Genomic DNA, 17,316 nt, shown 5'->3' with positions numbered 1-17,316 from the left:
TCACGTGATCAGGCAATGAGCTTCTGTTCAAGCGAGCGTTTAGCTTCCGTCAAGGCGGCCGGCAAGCCTTGCTGCAGCGTGTCAAAAAGCTCGGCATGCAACGCGAGTTCGTCGCGCCATGCCGCGTCGTCGACGGAAATGACCTGCTCGAATTGCTCGCGGCTGAAGTTCAGCCCGCTCCAATCGATGTCGTCATAGTGCGGTGAGACGCCAAACGCATGCTCTTCACCCTGAGCGGCCGTGCCCTCGATACGGCCGACCATCCAGCCCAACACGCGCATATTCTCGCCGAAGCCCGGCCAGACGAACTTGCCGTCGGCCCCTTTGCGGAACCAGTTGACGCAGAAGATTTTCGGCAGCTTCGCGTTCAGTTGCGCCAGACGGTCGCCCGTTTCCAGCCAGTGGCTGAAGTAATCGCTCATGTTGTAGCCGCAGAACGGCAGCATCGCGAACGGGTCGCGGCGCACCACGCCCTGCTGGCCGGCCGCCGCGGCGGTCGTCTCGGAGCCCATGGTCGCCGCCATGTAGACGCCCTCGACCCAGTTGCGCGCTTCGGTGACGAGCGGCACGGTCGTGGAACGGCGGCCGCCGAAGATGAACGCGTCGAGCGCGACGCCCGCCGGGTTTTCCCAGTCGGCGTCGATAGAAGGGCATTGCGCGGCCGGCGCCGTGAAGCGCGCGTTCGGATGCGCCGCCTTGCGGCCGCTCTCCTTCGCGGCGGCCGGCGTCCAGTCCTTGCCCTGCCAGTCGATCAGGTGCGCGGGCGCTTCGTCCGTCATGCCTTCCCACCAGACGTCGCCGTCGTCGGTCAACGCGACGTTCGTGAAGATCACGTTCTCTTTCAACGTCGCCATGGCGTTGAAGTTGGTCTTTTCGCTCGTGCCCGGCGCGACGCCGAAGTAGCCGGCTTCCGGATTGATCGCGTACAGGCGGCCGTCCTTGCCCGGCTTGATCCACGCGATATCGTCGCCGATCGTGGAGATTTTCCAGCCGTTCAGGCCTTCCGGCGGGATCAGCATCGCGAAATTGGTCTTGCCGCAGGCCGACGGAAACGCCGCCGCCACGTGATGCTTGCGCCCTTGCGGTGACGTGACGCCGAGAATCAGCATATGTTCGGCGAGCCAACCTTCGGCGCGGCCCATCGTCGAGGCAATGCGCAGCGCGAAGCATTTCTTGCCGAGTAGCGCGTTTCCGCCGTAACCCGAGCCAAAGCTCCAGATTTCGCGCGACTCGGGAAAATGGACGATGTATTTTGTGTCGTTACACGGCCACGGCACGTCGTTCGCGCCGGCCGCCAACGGCGCGCCGACCGAATGCACGCACGGCACGAACTCGCCGTCTTCGCCGAGCACGTCGTACACCTGGCGACCCATGCGCGTCATGATGCGCATGTTCGTCACCACGTACGGGCTGTCGCTCAATTCAACGCCGATGTGCGCGATCGGCGAACCCAGCGGGCCCATCGAGAACGGCACCACGTACATCGTGCGGCCGCGCATCGCGCCGTCGAACAGACCGTCGAGCGTGGAGCGCATGTCCGCCGGGGCGATCCAGTTATTGGTCGGACCCGCGTCTTCACGGCGTGACGAGCAGATAAAGGTGCGATCTTCGACGCGCGCCACGTCGGACGGATCGGACCATGCGAGATAAGAATTGGGCCGTTTCGCGGGATTGAGCTTTCTGAGGGTGCCCGCTTCGACCATCTGCGCGCACAGACGGTCGTATTCCTCCTGCGAGCCGTCACACCAGACGATCCGGTCGGGCCGGGTCAGCGCGGCGACACGCTGGACCCAGTCGAGCAGCTTTCGGTGTTTGACCCACGCGGGCGCCTCGATTACGGGCTGTCCTTCGAATGAGGGATGGTTCATCGACTTGTCTCCGTTTTGAAAGCGAATAGAAAAACGGTACAAGCCCAAGGGGACGCTGCATGCGAGAGGCGTTCAATTCTTGGCGCCGGAGACTGCGGTCAGCCGACGCGCGATTGTGCAGGTCATCAAGGGCCACACAGCCTGCCGGGCGGAGACATGCGCCGACGGTCGTCTGCAACCGTCTGTAAAGCGGCTTGCCTCAACACGCAACAAACTGTTAAAAACGATGTCAATCGACCTTTCCGTGGCGCAGCCGTTCTACGCGGCAGCTTCTACGGTAAGGCATCCAGCCAGTCCTGCATGTGACCTGGGTCACATGGTGGGACAGTCAGCATAACACTCCGTTCCGCACCGTCATGGTGCGCCGCAAGACACATACCATGAAGATTGCCATCCTCGACGATTACCAGGACGCCGTTCGTAAGCTCGACTGCTTTCAATTGCTGGCCGACCATGAGGTCAAGGTTTTTAACAACACCGTGCGCGGCCTCGGCCAGTTGGCGAGTCGCCTTTCCGAAGTCGACGCATTGGTGCTGATTCGCGAACGTACCCGCATCAACTCGCAACTCCTCGACAAATTGCCGCGTTTGCGCATGATCAGCCAAACTGGCAAGGTCTCCAGCCATATCGATCTGGCGGCCTGTACCGAGCGCGGCATCGCCGTGCTGGAGGGCAGCGGCTCGCCGATCGCGCCGGCCGAACTGACGTGGGCTCTCATCATGGCGGCGCAGCGGCGCATTCCGCAATACGTGGCAAACCTTAAGCAAGGGGCCTGGCAGCAGTCGGGTTTGAAAACTTCCGCACTGCCGCCGAACTTCGGACTGGGTCAGGTCTTGCGCGGTCAGACGCTGGGAATTTGGGGCTACGGCAAGATCGGCCGTCTGCTCGCGGGCTACGGCAAGGCGTTCGGCATGAACGTGTTGATCTGGGGCCGCGAGCATTCACGCGAAGCCGCGCGCACCGACGGTTATGGCGTCGCCGACAGCCGCGAAGCGTTGTTCGAGCAAAGCGATGTGCTGTCCTTGCACCTGCGTCTGCATGACGACACGCGCGGCATCGTCAAGCAGGAAGACCTGATGCGGATGAAGCCGACCGCCCTGCTCGTCAATACGAGCCGCGCCGAATTGCTCGACGAGAATGCGCTGGTGAACGCGCTGTCGCACAACCGTCCGGGGATGGTCGCGATCGACGTGTACGAAAGCGAGCCGATCCTGCAGGGCTATAGCCTGCTGCGCATGGAGAACGTGATCTGCACGCCGCACATCGGCTATGTGGAGCGCGAGAGCTACGAGCTTTACTTCACCGCGGCGTTCCAGAACATTCTGGCATTCGACGCCGGCGACACGGCCAGCGTGGCGAATCCGGAAGCGTTGCAGGGCGGGCGTCGACGGTAAGTCGAGTCGCGGGCGGGGGCGCGCGGTCGAGCCGGTCCCCTCGCCGTCCGTCAGCGCGCTGCGTGCGCGCCGGCCTCCAGCAGGGTGGGCATGCGCTCGAGGAAAGTCTCGCCGTCGCCACGGCCGAGGTTGTACGCATGCACCATCTGCGAAGGGCTCGTGTAATCCCAGCTCGAAATCGGCACCTTGCGCGACGGCTGCACGTAGAGCCGCTGCTGCACGCCATGCGGCACCACGAACATCTGCGGACGCGGATAAAGACGCGTGACCATCACCAGCACGTTGCCGGGCGCATCGGCGTCGAGCGCGCCGACCGGCACGTTGTCGACCATGCCGCCATCCAGCACGGGACGCCCGTTGCGCCGCAAAACCGGCGTGAACGGCGGCGTACTCGACGACTGCAGGATCAGATCCGCCAGATCCTCGACGCTCGCGCAGTCCTGCGCACGCACGAATTCCGGATGAAAACCAAGCGTTTGACCTAAGGTTGGGTGCAGCGTTTTGCGGACGTATTTCTCGATGTTGTACGCGATCAGCCCTGCGGCGACCGCGCTGCGCGCGCCGAGCCAGCGCGGCAAATGCGACACGCCGATGCGGATTTCCGGCGCCCCGGCGAGCATCGAAAATTTCTCGCTGTAGATGTCGAGCAGCGCCTGCCGGTAAATGCGGTAGTGCGGAAACACCGACTCGCCGCGCAGCAGATTGCCCCAGTAGGCGTTGCGGGTGTTGTGGCGGAGCGCGTCTTCGTAATAGCGCATCACCCAGTCGGAATCGCGCGTGTAGAGCATGCACGCGGTGGCGGCGCCGGCCGAAATGCCGGTAATCACGCGCGGCCGAATATCCAGTTCCGGCTGCACTACGTCCCAGAAACCTGCCTGCCACCAGCAGCGGTTGCCGCCGCCCGCGAATACGACCTGATCGAACATCCTGCTTTATCCTTTTCTTTTGACTTCGGTGGCGGCTTACGGCGCCGTGCTAGTCGAGCAGCGCGTACGTGGTGGTGGCGTGGACGGCCATATTGCCCGACTCGTCGAACAATTCGACCTCGCCGAACACCAGATTGCGGCCCATGCGCAGCACGCGCGCGGTGATCAGCACGTCGCCCTTGCGAACCGCGCGCATGAAATTGATGTTGAGCGAGACCGTGCTCATCGGCTTGAAGCCGCCGAGCGCGGCGGAAATGGCGACGATCATCGCTGTGTCGGCCGCGGCCATGAACACCTGGCCGCAAATCACGCCGCCCGAATGACGCAGGCCGCCGGAGAACGGCAGGCGCAGCGTTGCGCTTTCGTCGTCGACCTTGACGGGCGTCAGCGTCAGCGCACGGACCCAAGGAGCGAGGATGCGGTCGAGCAACTCGATAATCTCTTTGTCATCCATGGCAATCCTCGGTGAAAAGCCGCGCGATGCTTCGTGCGGCAAGGTTTCGCGACATAATACCGGGACGCGAAAAGCCGCGTGCTATTGACGGCGCGCCGCGACCGAGGGAGGCCTCAGGCCCGCCGAAGAGGATATTTTTAAGAAATCTGCTAAAGAGGCTTGGCAGGTTCGCGAAATTACTGCATAATTTCGTTTCTGTTGGGGGCGTTAGCTCAGCTGGTAGAGCAGCGGACTCTTAATCCGTAGGTCGACAGTTCGAATCTGTCACGCCCCACCAAAGATTTAAAGTAAAAAGCCCGGTCCTCGTGACCGGGCTTTTTACTTTGCGGATTCGGATTTTCGTCACCGAGCACATCTCCGCTTTGCATACCGAACGGCCGGTTCCCGCCGCCCCGCGCAAGAAAGATCCCAATTCCACTGCATTCCCGCGCAGCAATTTCCTTCAATACACCCCGCCTCACCGCCCGTTACCTTCGAGCATTGCCAATCCGGCGCACTCCTGTTTCGGGGCATCCGATGACCGCATTACTCTCCATGGCCGCATTCGCACTGGCCAGTTCCATTACTCCTGGTCCGGTGAATGTCGTGGCGCTCAGCGCCGGCGCACAGCACGGACTCGCCGCGAGCATGCGGCATGTCACCGGCGCAACCGTCGGCTTCACCGTGCTGCTTCTGTTCATCGGTCTCGGGCTGCACGAGTTGCTCGCTCATTTCCCGAATCTGATCGCAGTCGTCAAATGGGCCGGCGTCGGCTTTCTGCTGTATATGGCCTACAAACTCGCCATCGACGACGGCCGCCTCGGCGCGGATCGATCCGTCCGCGGCCCCTCGTACGGACATGGCGCGGCGATGCAGTGGCTCAACCCGAAAGCATGGCTCGCGTCGCTGGCCGGCATGGGCGCCTATGCAGCCGATGGCAACGGCCAGCTCGTCTGGCAATTCGCGGTCGTGTATTTCGTGATTTGTTATGGATCGATTGCGAGTTGGGCGTACGCCGGCACGTTCCTGCGCAAGTACTTGCAGGACCTGCGGCGTGTGAGGATATTCAATCGCGCGATGGCCGCGTTGCTCGCGGCGAGTGCGCTGTATCTGCTGGTCGAGTGACGCACCGCCGGTTCAGCTGCGATACTGCCCCGGCGTCGCGGCGACCAGCCGCTTGAACGTACGCTGCAAATGCGCCTGATCCGCGAAGCCGGCGTCGAGCGCGACGTCCGCGATCAAACGGCCGCGTCGCAATTGTGCGCGGCTGTACTGAATGCGCCGATTGATCAGATACGCGTGAGGCGTCATGCCATAGCGCTCTTTGAACGCGCGAATCAGATGCGACGGCGACAGTTCGGCCGCCTTGCAGACGTCGCCGAGTCTCAATGCACTCGTGCAGTTTTCCGCGATGAATTCCGCCGCGCGCGAGAGTTGCCGGCTGGCGTCGCGATCCGGCAAAGATGCCGGGTTCAGCTTTTGTTGGACTGCGGAGAAGAACGCAAACGTCGCGCTTTCTTTGTGGAGAAGGTCGATATCGCCGTCCACGAGAAGCGCATGCAAACGGTTCAAGTCATCGAATAGTTGTCGGTCTGTCGTCATGGTCTGCGAGAACGCGCGAAACGCGTGGTTCTCGCTGAACCCCAGTTCGTGTTGCAGATTCGTGAGCCACTCAATGTCCACGTGCAGCATGCAATACGACCAGCGCTCCTCGGCAACAGGATTGCAGGCATGCACGTCGTCCGGATTCATCATGACGACCGCGCCCGCACCGATCCATTCGCTCGCGTGACGATTCACGTAGACGCTGCGCCCGCCCGTCACGGCACCGATAGAAAACGTCTCATGTGAATGTTTGCCGTAGCAGACCTCGCGGCCGTCGTCGATGGAACGCGCCTCGATAAACGGCAACGCGTCGCTGCGCCAGAACTTTGGCGCGGACGCGTGCTTAGCTTGAATGGCCGCTTTCGTCGTCTCGCTCATCTGCCGGCTCCCCGATATGTGCGCAGGCCTCGCACACCTGCAAGGCCCACGTATCGTAGCCGCCAAACGCATCGTCAACAAGGCGACTCACGAACCGAACCCGCGAAGCGTGTTACTTCGCTGAGACGTCGATATTGCCGAGATATTTCGCCGCCAGCGTCTTCACCGTACCATCGGCCTGCACCTTGGCGATCGCTGCGTTCAACTGTTCACGCAGCGCCGTGTCGCCCTTGCGAATCCCGTACGCGATACCGCTGCCCAGAATCTTGTCGTCACGTACCGGTTGCCCGACGAACGCATAGTCCTTGCCGTTGGGCTTCGACAGAAATCCCGTCTGCCCCGCGGGCGCCAGCACGAGCGTCGCGTCGAGACGACCCGCGACGAGATCGGTATAAACCTGGTTCTGATCCTGATACGGCACCACCGTCACGCCGGCCGTTTCCCAATGCGTCTTCGCGAAAGTTTCCTGAATCGACGCCTGCAAGACGCCCACGCGCTTGCCTTTCAGCGACGCGGACGTCGGCAGCAAACCGCTGTCGCGCTTCGCAATCAACTGCGTCGGCACGCGATACACGACGGTGGTGAAATCGATCGCCTGGCGGCGTTGTTCGGTAGCGTTCATGGCCGAATTGATCGCGTCGAATTTGCGGCCCTGTAATGCGGGAATCAGGCCGTCGAACGAGGTTTCGACCCACTTGCAGGTCATGTGCGCGGCGACGCAAACGGCATTGCCGACATCGACATCGAGTCCCTGCAACTCACCATTCGGACCCTTCGACTCGAACGGCGGATACTGTGCTTCCAGTCCGAATCGCAGTGTCGCCTCGGCCGCGCCGGCCGTTGAAAAAGTCGCGATCGAGGTGAATGCGCAGGCCAATGCCAATAACGGCTTGAGCAATCTCATAACAGGTCCCTTCCCTTCTATTCCGTGTTATCGCCTTCATGCAACGCGCTGATGCATGAAGGCGCCACGATCATACTGTGGTCAAAAACGCGGTCGTTGTGCACGCAATCAAACAATGCTTCAAATTTCGCACAGACGCCGCGCGCCTTCGATCAACGTCGCGTCGTCCTTCGAGAAGCTCAGGCGGATCAGACCCGAGTCCGTGCCGTCGGTGTAGAACGCCGACAGCGGAATCGTCGCCACCCGCGCATCGCGAATCAGGCGCAGCACGAAGTCGCTATCGCTTTCGTCGGAGAAACCGCGAAACCGCGCGAGCATGAAAAAGCTGCCTTCGCTCGGCAACAATTCGAAGCGCGAATCGCGCAACGCGTGCGCGAGCAGATCACGCTTCTTCTGATAGAAAGCGGACAGGCCGAGATAGCTTTCACGATTCGCGAGGGCATCGACGAACGCGTACTGCATCGGCGTATCGGCGGAAAACACCATGAATTGATGGACTTTGCGGATCTCGTCCATCAGCGCGGCGGGTGCAAGGCAATAGCCGACCCGCCAGCCGGTCACGTGATACGACTTGCCGAACGACGAGACAATCACGCTGCGTTCCGCGAGTTCGGCATCGCACGCCATGCTCTGATGCTGGGCGCCGTCGAACACCACGTGTTCGTAGACTTCGTCGGCGAGAATCACGATATCGGTGTTGCGCGTGACGGCCTTTAACCGCGCGAGGTCGTCTTCGCCGAACACGGTCGCAGTCGGATTGTGCGGCGTGTTGACGATGATCATGCGGGTCTTCGGCGTGATCGCGGCGGCCACCTCGTCCCAATCCACGCGAAAGCCGTTCAACGAGAGCTTGATCGCCACCGGCGTGGCGCCCTGCAGCCGGACGATCGGACCATAGCTGTCGAACGAAGGCTCGAAATAGATCACTTCATCGCCAGGATGCACGAGTGCGCTGATCGTCGAATACAGGCCTTCGCTGGCGCTGGCGATCACGGTCACTTCGCTCGCCGGGTCGTAGCGCACGCCATACAGCGTTTCGACTTTGTCGGCGAGCGCTTCGCGCAGCGCCGCGATGCCGGCCATCGGCGCGTACTGGTTGTGACCGGCCCGCATGGCTTGCGCGACACCGTCGATCAGCTTCGCGTCGGGCGCGAAATTCGGCGCGCCTTGCGACAGGTTCAGCGCATCGTGTTGCGCGGCCAACTGACCGATCACGGTGAAAATCGTCGTGCCCACGTCAGGCAATTTCGAGCGAGCTTGCATGGCGCTCTGCATAAGGCTTCTCCCTTTCTTCATCCGGCAATGGATTCGCGGACGGCCAACGGCGTGGCGGTCCCATCCGGTTCGGTGATTAGGCATCAGCCAAAGAAGCGTCACAATCGAAACTTTGTCATGCGCGGCATGCGTTTACGTCATGGCCTGGGCGAGCGCGCGCCACCACCGGCGAAGCCTGTGAGATCCGGATTGACAGGGAAAAGGCGGGACCGCGCGAGAAACGCGAAGACGGCGGGAAGCGCCAAGGGTATGAAGGAATGTGATGCGGCAGGGGCTGCGGCGATCAGAACGATCACAGCTATTACATCGCCCGGAACAGCGCAGGACGGCGGGCGGGGCAAGCATGAACGCTCGCACCGCCCGCCAGCACCGATCAGGCGTCGTCCATCATGCGGACTTTGACCTTCTTGCCCTTCACCTTGCCGGCGCTGAGCTTGCGCAGCGCCTCGCGCGCAATGCTGCGTTCCACGGCCACGTAGGTCGACATTTCCGTCACGTTGATCTTGCCGATCTGCGAGCCGTCGAATCCCGCCTCGCCGGTCAGCGCGCCGAGCACGTCGCCGGGACGGATTTTTTCCTTGCGGCCGCCGAGAATCTGCAGCGTTTCCATGGGCGGCAACAGCCGCTCATTGCTCGCCGCCGTGAGTTCGGACAGCTTGTGCCATTCCACCTCGCGCTTTTGCGCCTGTTCGAGACTGCCGACGCGGCCCATCTCGTTCATGCTCGCGAGGCTCAGCGCCCAGCCTTCCTGATCGGCGCGGCCCGTGCGGCCAATGCGGTGCACGTGCACTTCCGGGTCCGGCGTCACGTCGACGTTGATCACCGCTTCCAGTTGCGCGATGTCGAGGCCGCGCGCGGCGACGTCGGTTGCGACCAGCACGGAGCAGCTACGGTTGGCGAACTGGATCAGCACCTGATCGCGTTCGCGCTGATCGAGCTCGCCGTGCAGCGCGAGCGCATGAAACCCTTGCGCGCGCAACACGTCGAGCAGATCGCGGCATTGCTGCTTGGTATTGCAGAACGCCAGCGTGCTGACCGGGCGATAGTGGTTCAACAGCAGACCCACCGCATGCAGACGCCCGTCTTCGGCCACTTCATAGAACCGCTGACGGATCTTGCTGTTGTCGTGCCGCTCGGCCAGCTTCACTTCCTTCGGGTTGCGCAGGAATTGCTGGCTCAGCTTGACGATGCCTTCGGGGTACGTCGCCGAAAACAGCAGCGTTTGCCGCTCTTTCGGACATTGCTTGACGACGGTGGCGATGTCGTCGAAGAAACCCATGTCGAGCATGCGGTCGGCTTCGTCGAGCACCAGCGTATTGAGCGACTGCAACGGCAGGCTGCCGCGTTCGAGGTGATCCATGATGCGGCCCGGCGTGCCAACCACGATGTGCGCACCGTGTTCGAGACTGGCCGTTTGCGGCCGCAGCGGCGTACCGCCGCAGAGCGTCAGCACCTTGACGTTTTCTTCGGCGCGCGCGAGGCGGCGGATTTCCTGCGTGACCTGGTCGGCGAGTTCGCGCGTGGGACACAGCACCATGGCCTGCACGGCGAAATTGCGGACGTCCAGACGCGCCAGCAGGGCCAGCGAAAACGCCGCGGTCTTGCCGCTGCCGGTTTTCGCCTGGGCGATCAGATCGTGGCCGGCGAGCGCGATCGGCAGGCTCGCGGCCTGAATCGGCGTCATCTCGACATAGCCGAGCTGCGTCAGGTTCGCGAGCGCGGCGGGCGGGAGCGGCAACTGGCTAAACGGCGCGCCGGCGGGAGTGGGACTGTTCATTGGGTGAGCTCGCTGTCGGCTGGAAACAAAAGGACTTACTCGGCCATCGGGCCGGTGGCGGGACGGCCTTCGATCTGCTCGTACAGCACCGAACCGTCTTCGCCGTCGAAGCGTTCGACGTAATTTCGCGCGCCGCACATGGGGCAGCGGAACAGCAGTCCTTGCCCTTCGTTCTTGATGACGACGTCCGATTGCTCCCACTGTGCGTCGCAGGACTGGTTTCTACAGATAAACACGTTGATTCTCCAACTGGATTCGATGATTGTTTGGACCGGCCACCGGTGCGGCGAAGCCTTTGCCGTCAAGCTGCGCGCCGCCGCCACACGGATTTCGCATGCGTGGCGCGCTTTAACCCAGATGCGTATGCCGCGCTCGCGGCGCGCTCACGTCCATATCGGTCAGACCTTGCACGATGCCGCAGTCTTCGACGGCCTGTTCGCCGTGGCATTGCTCGCGCAACGTGGTGAGTTGCACTTTCAACTGCTTCAGCTCGTCGATGCGCGTATCGACATGCGCGATGTGCTCGTCGATCAGGGCATTGATGCCGCCGCAACCCTCGGCGGGTGCGTCGGTGAGACGCAGCAGCGCGCGGATCTCGTCGTGGGTCATGTCGAGCGCGCGGCAGTTGCGGATGAAGCGCAGCCGCTCGACGTGCTTGCCGGTGTAGCTACGGTAATTGGCTTCGGTGCGGTCCGCTTCGGGCAACAGGCCCTCTTTTTCGTAGAAACGGATCGTTTCGGTCGTGCAATGGGCGATTTTCGCCAGTTCGCCGATTTTCATGGACCCTCCGGATAGCGGCCTTGACCTTGTAGTGGCTTCAAGGTGTTTACTAGACCACAAATCGAACCAGGAAGCCACCATGTCTCACGCCGACCACGCCGAAGCAGACCGTCCCGAACAGGTCAAAGCCTGTGCCCACGGGCGCGCCGGGCATGAACACGCTGATGGGAAAACCGCGAAACGCGAGCGCGTCGATCACGCTCATGGCGCGCACAACCATGGCCACGGCAATGACGGTCGCGATCACGCGGGTCACGACCACGCCGCGCACGACCACGACCACGACCACAAACGCCACGATCACGCAGGCCACGCCCACAATCACGCCGACGCAGGCTGCTGCGGATCGACAGTCGCGCCCCCGGCCGCACCGATCCATTTGCCGCGATCCGAAGCCGTCGGCAGCGACGTGCGCACCGCCATCCGCATCATGCAGATGGACTGCCCGACAGAAGAAGCGCTGATCCGCAAGAAATTCAGCCGCATGCCGTACGTGCGCAGCATGGATTTCAACCTGATGCAGCGCGTGCTGACGGTCGTGCACGCGCCGGAAGCGCTCGAATCGATCCTCGCCGCGCTGCGTTCTCTCGATTTCACGCCCGAAATGGCGGACGCCGGGCCGAACCGCTCGCCGGCGACCGCGGCAGCGGCGCCGGCCAAGCCGTGGTGGCCGCTCGCCCTCGCCGGTGTCGCCGCGGTGGGCTCAGAGGCCGCTGGCTGGCTCGGCGCGCCGGCCTGGATGGCTGCGGGTCTGGCGGTCGTCGCGCTCCTCTCCTGCGGGCTCACCACGTACAAGAAGGGCTGGCTCGCGATCCGCAACGGCAACCTGAACATCAATGCGTTGATGAGCATCGCCGTCACCGGTGCGCTGGTCCTGCGCCAGTGGCCCGAAGCCGCGATGGTGATGGTCCTCTTCACGATCGCGGAACTGATCGAGGCGAAGTCGCTCGACCGCGCCCGCAACGCGATCCAGGGCTTGATGCAACTCACGCCCGAACAGGCGAGCGTCCGACAGTCCGACGGCAGTTGGCAAGCCACCGATCTGAACGCGATTGCGCTCGACGCGCTGGTTCGCGTAAAGCCCGGAGAGCGGATCGCGCTCGACGGCGAGGTGGTCGCGGGTCGCTCGAGCGTGGATCAGGCGCCGATCACGGGTGAAAGTCTGCCGGTCAACAAGACCGTCGGCGACGCCGTGTTCGCCGGCACGATCAATCAGGCCGGTTCGCTCGATTATCGGGTCACGGCCGCGGCCAGCAACACGACGCTCGCGCGCATCATCCATGCGGTCGAGGAAGCGCAAGGCACCAAGGCGCCGACGCAACGCTTCGTCGATCAGTTCGCTCGGGTGTACACGCCGATCGTGTTCGCCGTCGCGCTGGCGGTGGCGATCGTGCCGCCGCTGCTGTTCAGCGGCGCATGGCACGAGTGGGTCTACAAGGCACTGGTCATGCTGGTGATCGCCTGCCCGTGCGCACTCGTGATCTCGACGCCGGTGACGATCGTCAGCGGGCTTGCGGCTGCGGCCCGCAAAGGCATTCTGATCAAGGGCGGCGCTTACCTGGAGCAAGGCCGCAAACTGCGCCGCCTCGCACTCGACAAAACCGGCACGCTGACGCACGGCAAACCGGTGCAAACCGAACTGGCGATCCTCGCCGATGTCGACGACGCCCGTTGCCGCTCGCTCGCGGCGAGTCTCGCGAGGCGCTCGGATCATCCGGTGTCGATGGCGATTGCGGCGGCGGCGAAGACCCACGGCGTCGCCGGCGTCACGGTCGACGCCTTCGAAGCCCTCGCCGGACGCGGCGTGCGCGGCGAGATCGACGGTTTGTCGTACTGGCTCGGCAATCATCGGCTGGTCGAGGAACTCGGGCGATGCTCGGCGTCGCTCGAAGCACGGCTCGACGCGCTGGAGCGGCAAGGCAAAACGGTCGTGATGCTGATCGATGCGGAGCGCGTGCTCGCGCTGTTCGCGGTTGCCGATACGGTGAAGGAGACGAGCCGCGCCGCCATCGCCGAATTGCAGCGCCTCGGGGTCGCCACGACCATGCTCACCGGCGACAACCCGCACACCGCCGCCGCGATCGCCCAACAGGTCGGCATCGACGAAGCGCGCGGCGATCAGTTGCCGCAAGACAAGCTCGACGCAGTCGCGCAGTGGTCGGTGGAAGGTGCGACGGTCGGCATGGTTGGCGACGGCATCAACGACGCCCCCGCGCTGGCGCGCGCGGATATCGGCTTCGCGATGGGCGCCATGGGCACCGACACCGCGATCGAAACCGCCGACGTCGCGTTGATGGACGACGATCTGCGCAAAATCCCGTCGTTCATCCGGCTCTCGAAGGCGACGCATGCGGTGCTGGTGCAGAACATCGCGCTGGCGCTCGGCATCAAAAGCGTGTTTCTCGTGCTGACGGTGATGGGCCTGGGCACGATGTGGATGGCCGTGTTCGCGGATGTGGGCGCGAGCCTGCTGGTGGTGGCGAACGGGTTGCGGTTGTTGCGGAAGTAAACCGGCAGGCGATTATCGCGTGGAGAGGTGCGGCGACGCGTGCTGCGTTCGCAGCGTGTGACGACAAGCGCGAGGCGCCAGGCACCACGCTCCATCAATGAGCGAACGAACGCTGCTCCCTTACCCCCTGCGTCGCCCCCACTGCAGCCTTCAACGTCTCCGAAGGCCGCATACCGAACAGCTTGCGGTAGTCCGTCGCGAACTGGCTCAGATGCCAGAATCCCCACGCCGCCGCAACGTCCTGTACCGAGCGTGATTCACGCGCAGCCGTGGAAAGATCGCGCCTCGCGCCGTTCAGGCGAATCGCCCGCAGATACGTGGCGGGCGCCATGCCCAGCACATCCTGGAAGCAGTATTGCAACGTGCGCCGGCTCACATGCAGCCGCTCGCACAACTCCGGCACGCTGATCGCCCGGTCGCGATTGACCAGCAGATACTCGCGCGCTTCCGACACGATCGACTGCCGGCGTGGCCGCGCCGGCATCGCCACCGGCTCCGACACCGACGCCGACAGCGCGCCGACATCGAACAGCGAAGCTAGCACCGACGCCTGCAAATTGTTGCGCGCAAACGGCGACAGCGGCGTGCCGCGCGCCGCGCCGTCGTCGAGCAGTTGCCGCAGCGACGCGCACAAATGCTCCTTGCGCGCCCGGTCGATCGGCACCACTTCCGTATGCGGTACGTGATCGGCCAGGCCGACGCGCTCGACATCCGCTGCGTAGCGTCGCAGCACCTCGCCTTTGACCACCACGCCAAAAATCTCGTAACCGGCCGACGTCAGCAGTTCGAATTCGACGCCGCCCGGACGGAACGCCAGCGCATTCCCCGCGATCACTTGCGCGTCGATACGGCCCGACCCCGCAGGGCAGGTCGGAATGCCGAACCAGTACGCGTCTTTCTGTACCTCGCAGGTTTGCCGCAACGTATGGCTGGTCGTTTCGACGAACACCTGCATGTGATCGAGGCACAACTCGGTCAGGCCGCCGACAAAACTGCCCGCGGTCAACTGGTCGTAGGTCTGGTTCCAGCCGTGCAGGTTGCGCGCCTGTTCATCGGCATCGTGAGCGACGCAGGTCTGCACGCGGAAGCTCGGCTGCGGCGTGAGCCTGGCACTTGTGTGGCCATCGGATGGAATGTCGATCGTCATACCGGATCTGCGCAAACGGATATCGAAGCGGGACAAGAAGGCAATTCCCATGCCGAACGGCTTCGCGGCCCGGCCCGCTCCGCCCGAGCGGCGTGGCCTGCGTCACGTCGCTGTTCATTTCCTGAACAGACCTGCACAGGCTGATCAGAAACGGGACGTCGCCCCATGGCCGCTTGAACAGCGACACGCCGCAGACTGTGCGCGAGTGCTTGCTGTGCGTGCACGCGTCCCCAGCGCGGTGCATTGGCACACTTCTGGCTGTAGCCTCTCGCGGCCAAGCGAAATATCGCGCCGAATATAGCCCATTCAAACATTCACCATGTGAGGAGCACACAGATGAATCACGCAGAGATGCAATTTCTGACCACCGAATTCCCGTACAAAAAGCAGTATGCGAATTTTATCGGCGGCGAATGGGTCAAGCCTGCGGGCGGTGAGTACTTCGACAACGTGTCGCCGATCACCGGCGAGCCGTTCACGTCGATCCCGCGTTCGCGCGAAGCCGATATCGAACTCGCGCTCGACGCCGCGCATCGCGCGAAAACGGCATGGGGCAAAACCTCGACCACCGAACGCGCGAACATCCTGAACCGCATTGCCGACCGGATGGAAGCGAACCTGCAGCGTCTCGCTATCGCCGAAACGATCGACAACGGCAAGCCGCTGCGCGAAACCATGGCGGCCGACATTCCGCTCGCGATCGACCACTTCCGCTATTTCGCCGGCGCCGTGCGCGCCCAGGAAGGCTCGCTGTCCCAGATCGACGACGACACGGTTGCGTATCACTTTCATGAACCGCTCGGCGTGGTCGGCCAGATCATTCCTTGGAACTTCCCGATCCTGATGGCCGTGTGGAAGCTCGCGCCCGCACTTGCCGCCGGCAACTGCGTGGTGCTCAAGCCGGCCGAGCAAACGCCCGCGTCGATTCTCGTACTGGCCGAACTGATTCACGACCTGCTGCCCGCCGGCGTGCTGAACATCGTTAACGGCTTCGGCCTCGAAGCCGGCAAGCCGCTCGCGTCGAGCAAGCGGATCGCCAAAATTGCGTTTACCGGCGAGACCACCACCGGCCGCCTGATCATGCAGTACGCGAGCCAGAACATCATTCCGGTCACGCTCGAACTGGGCGGCAAGAGCCCGAACATTTTCTTCGCCGACGTGATGAGCGCCGACGACAGTTATTTCGACAAAGCGCTCGAAGGCTTCACGATGTTCGCGCTCAATCAGGGCGAAGTGTGTACGTGTCCGTCGCGCGTGCTGATCGACGAGAAAATCTACGACCGTTTCATGGAACGTGCGTTGAAGCGCGTCGCGGCAATCACGCAAGGGCATCCGCTCGATAGCAAGACGATGATCGGCGCGCAGGCTTCGCAGGAACAACTGGAGAAGATCCTGTCGTATGTCGACCTCGGCAAGCAGGAAGGCGCCGAGTGTTTGATCGGCGGCGAACGCAATCAACTCGACGGCGAATTGAGCAAAGGCTATTACGTGAAGCCGACCGTATTCCGCGGTCACAACAAGATGCGCATCTTCCAGGAGGAAATCTTCGGGCCGGTGGTATCGGTCACGACGTTCAAGACCGAAGAAGAAGCGCTCGAAATCGCCAACGACACGTTGTACGGTCTCGGCGCCGGCGTCTGGACGCGCGACGGCACGCGTGCCTATCGTTTCGGCCGCCAGATCCAGGCGGGCCGCGTATGGACCAACTGCTATCACGCGTATCCGGCGCATGCGGCATTTGGCGGCTACAAGCAATCGGGTATCGGTCGTGAAAATCACAAGATGATGCTCGACCACTATCAGCAGACCAAGAACCTGCTGGTCAGCTATAGCGACAAGCCGCTCGGCTTCTTCTAAGCATCACGATCCTGTTCGCACGAGCCGCCTTGCGCGGCTCGCGCTTTTTTCAGCGAGGCATGGGATGGCTGACGAAAAAGAAGTGGCCCGCGTGGTCGCGACACCGGCCGCCGTGGCGTTGATCGACAAGCTGCGCGCCGAACATGGCACCGTGCTGTTTCATCAATCGGGTGGCTGCTGCGACGGCAGTGCGCCGATGATGTTTCCGCAAGGCGAATTCATGGTCGGCTCGTCCGATGTGAAACTCGGCACGATTGCCGGCGTGCCGTTCTACATGAGCGAATCGCAATTCGAATATTGGCAGCACACGCAGCTGATCATCGACGCGGTGCCGGGCAACGGCGGCATGTTTTCATTGGAGCGCCCCAGCGGTTTGCGGTTTTTAACACGCTCGCGGCTCTTTGAAGACGCCGAGAACGCGTGGCTGGAAACGCATCCGGTGGAACGGGCCGATGCGTGATGG

16 protein-coding genes and 1 tRNA gene are annotated in these 17,316 nt (G+C 62.9%); 6 read left to right on the top strand and 11 right to left on the bottom strand.

Going from position 1 to position 17,316, the window contains the following annotated elements; translation table 11 throughout:
- Positions 1-8 precede the first annotated feature (8 nt).
- On the bottom strand, positions 9-1,868 hold the full coding sequence (locus BX591_RS18565; protein WP_111932831.1) for a phosphoenolpyruvate carboxykinase (GTP): 1,860 nt from the start codon (positions 1,866-1,868) through the stop codon (positions 9-11).
- A 380-nt stretch (positions 1,869-2,248) separates the two neighbouring features.
- Between BX591_RS18565 and BX591_RS18560 the strand changes: the two genes are divergently transcribed.
- Positions 2,249-3,262, top strand: coding sequence for a D-2-hydroxyacid dehydrogenase family protein (locus BX591_RS18560; protein WP_111932927.1), 1,014 nt, complete (start codon positions 2,249-2,251; stop codon positions 3,260-3,262).
- A gap of 50 nt (positions 3,263-3,312) precedes the next feature.
- Here the strand turns inward: BX591_RS18560 and BX591_RS18555 are convergent, their stop codons facing one another.
- Together BX591_RS18555 and BX591_RS18550 are read right to left on the bottom strand one after the other, a co-directional pair.
- Positions 3,313-4,188: a patatin-like phospholipase family protein gene (locus BX591_RS18555; protein WP_111932830.1), complete on the bottom strand. Its 876-nt coding sequence runs from the start codon at positions 4,186-4,188 to the stop codon at positions 3,313-3,315.
- Between the two features lie 49 nt (positions 4,189-4,237).
- Positions 4,238-4,642: a PaaI family thioesterase gene (locus BX591_RS18550; RefSeq protein WP_105511690.1), complete on the bottom strand. Its 405-nt coding sequence runs from the start codon at positions 4,640-4,642 to the stop codon at positions 4,238-4,240.
- Between the two features lie 201 nt (positions 4,643-4,843).
- On the opposite strand from BX591_RS18550, the gene BX591_RS18545 reads away from it, so the two are divergent.
- Positions 4,844-4,919: transfer RNA gene (locus tag BX591_RS18545), tRNA-Lys, on the top strand.
- A gap of 239 nt (positions 4,920-5,158) precedes the next feature.
- Positions 5,159-5,746 (top strand): LysE family translocator, encoded by a 588-nt coding sequence (locus BX591_RS18540; protein WP_111932829.1) that lies wholly within the window; start codon positions 5,159-5,161, stop codon positions 5,744-5,746.
- Positions 5,747-5,758: 12 nt separating this feature from the next.
- Here the strand turns inward: BX591_RS18540 and BX591_RS18535 are convergent, their stop codons facing one another.
- The 7 genes from BX591_RS18535 to BX591_RS18505 all read right to left on the bottom strand — a co-directional run bounded on the left by BX591_RS18535 (position 5,759) and on the right by BX591_RS18505 (position 11,665).
- Positions 5,759-6,604 (bottom strand): AraC family transcriptional regulator, encoded by an 846-nt coding sequence (locus tag BX591_RS18535; RefSeq protein ID WP_111932828.1) that lies wholly within the window; start codon positions 6,602-6,604, stop codon positions 5,759-5,761.
- Between the two features lie 112 nt (positions 6,605-6,716).
- Positions 6,717-7,508, bottom strand: coding sequence for an ABC transporter substrate-binding protein (locus BX591_RS18530; protein ID WP_111932827.1), 792 nt, complete (start codon positions 7,506-7,508; stop codon positions 6,717-6,719).
- 120 nt (positions 7,509-7,628) lie between these two features.
- Positions 7,629-8,783: a pyridoxal phosphate-dependent aminotransferase gene (locus tag BX591_RS18525; RefSeq protein WP_111932826.1), complete on the bottom strand. Its 1,155-nt coding sequence runs from the start codon at positions 8,781-8,783 to the stop codon at positions 7,629-7,631.
- Between the two features lie 373 nt (positions 8,784-9,156).
- On the bottom strand, positions 9,157-10,560 hold the full coding sequence (gene dbpA, locus BX591_RS18520) for an ATP-dependent RNA helicase DbpA (protein ID WP_111932825.1): 1,404 nt from the start codon (positions 10,558-10,560) through the stop codon (positions 9,157-9,159).
- Positions 10,561-10,595: 35 nt separating this feature from the next.
- Positions 10,596-10,796, bottom strand: coding sequence for a hypothetical protein (locus tag BX591_RS18515; protein WP_111932926.1), 201 nt, complete (start codon positions 10,794-10,796; stop codon positions 10,596-10,598).
- 112 nt (positions 10,797-10,908) lie between these two features.
- Positions 10,909-11,340 (bottom strand): Cd(II)/Pb(II)-responsive transcriptional regulator, encoded by a 432-nt coding sequence (cadR, locus tag BX591_RS18510; RefSeq protein WP_111932824.1) that lies wholly within the window; start codon positions 11,338-11,340, stop codon positions 10,909-10,911.
- A gap of 49 nt (positions 11,341-11,389) precedes the next feature.
- Entirely contained in the window at positions 11,390-11,665 is a 276-nt protein-coding gene (locus BX591_RS18505) for a hypothetical protein (RefSeq protein WP_111932823.1), read from the bottom strand.
- A 54-nt stretch (positions 11,666-11,719) separates the two neighbouring features.
- Here BX591_RS18505 and BX591_RS18500 point away from each other — a divergent pair, with 54 nt between their 5' ends.
- Positions 11,720-13,849: a heavy metal translocating P-type ATPase gene (locus BX591_RS18500; RefSeq protein WP_111932822.1), complete on the top strand. Its 2,130-nt coding sequence runs from the start codon at positions 11,720-11,722 to the stop codon at positions 13,847-13,849.
- Positions 13,850-13,943: 94 nt separating this feature from the next.
- Here BX591_RS18500 and BX591_RS18495 read toward each other — a convergent pair whose 3' ends face one another.
- Positions 13,944-14,996, bottom strand: coding sequence for a helix-turn-helix domain-containing protein (locus BX591_RS18495; RefSeq protein WP_111932821.1), 1,053 nt, complete (start codon positions 14,994-14,996; stop codon positions 13,944-13,946).
- Positions 14,997-15,332: 336 nt separating this feature from the next.
- On the opposite strand from BX591_RS18495, the gene adh reads away from it, so the two are divergent.
- Entirely contained in the window at positions 15,333-16,853 is a 1,521-nt protein-coding gene (adh, locus tag BX591_RS18490) for an aldehyde dehydrogenase (RefSeq protein WP_035554166.1), read from the top strand.
- Between the two features lie 64 nt (positions 16,854-16,917).
- Positions 16,918-17,313: a DUF779 domain-containing protein gene (locus BX591_RS18485; protein ID WP_111932820.1), complete on the top strand. Its 396-nt coding sequence runs from the start codon at positions 16,918-16,920 to the stop codon at positions 17,311-17,313.
- Positions 17,314-17,316: the final 3 nt, after the last annotated feature.

Source organism: Paraburkholderia bryophila (assembly GCF_003269035.1).
GTDB lineage: Bacteria > Pseudomonadota > Gammaproteobacteria > Burkholderiales > Burkholderiaceae > Paraburkholderia > Paraburkholderia bryophila.
This window is presented reverse-complemented; position numbering and strand designations above follow the sequence as displayed.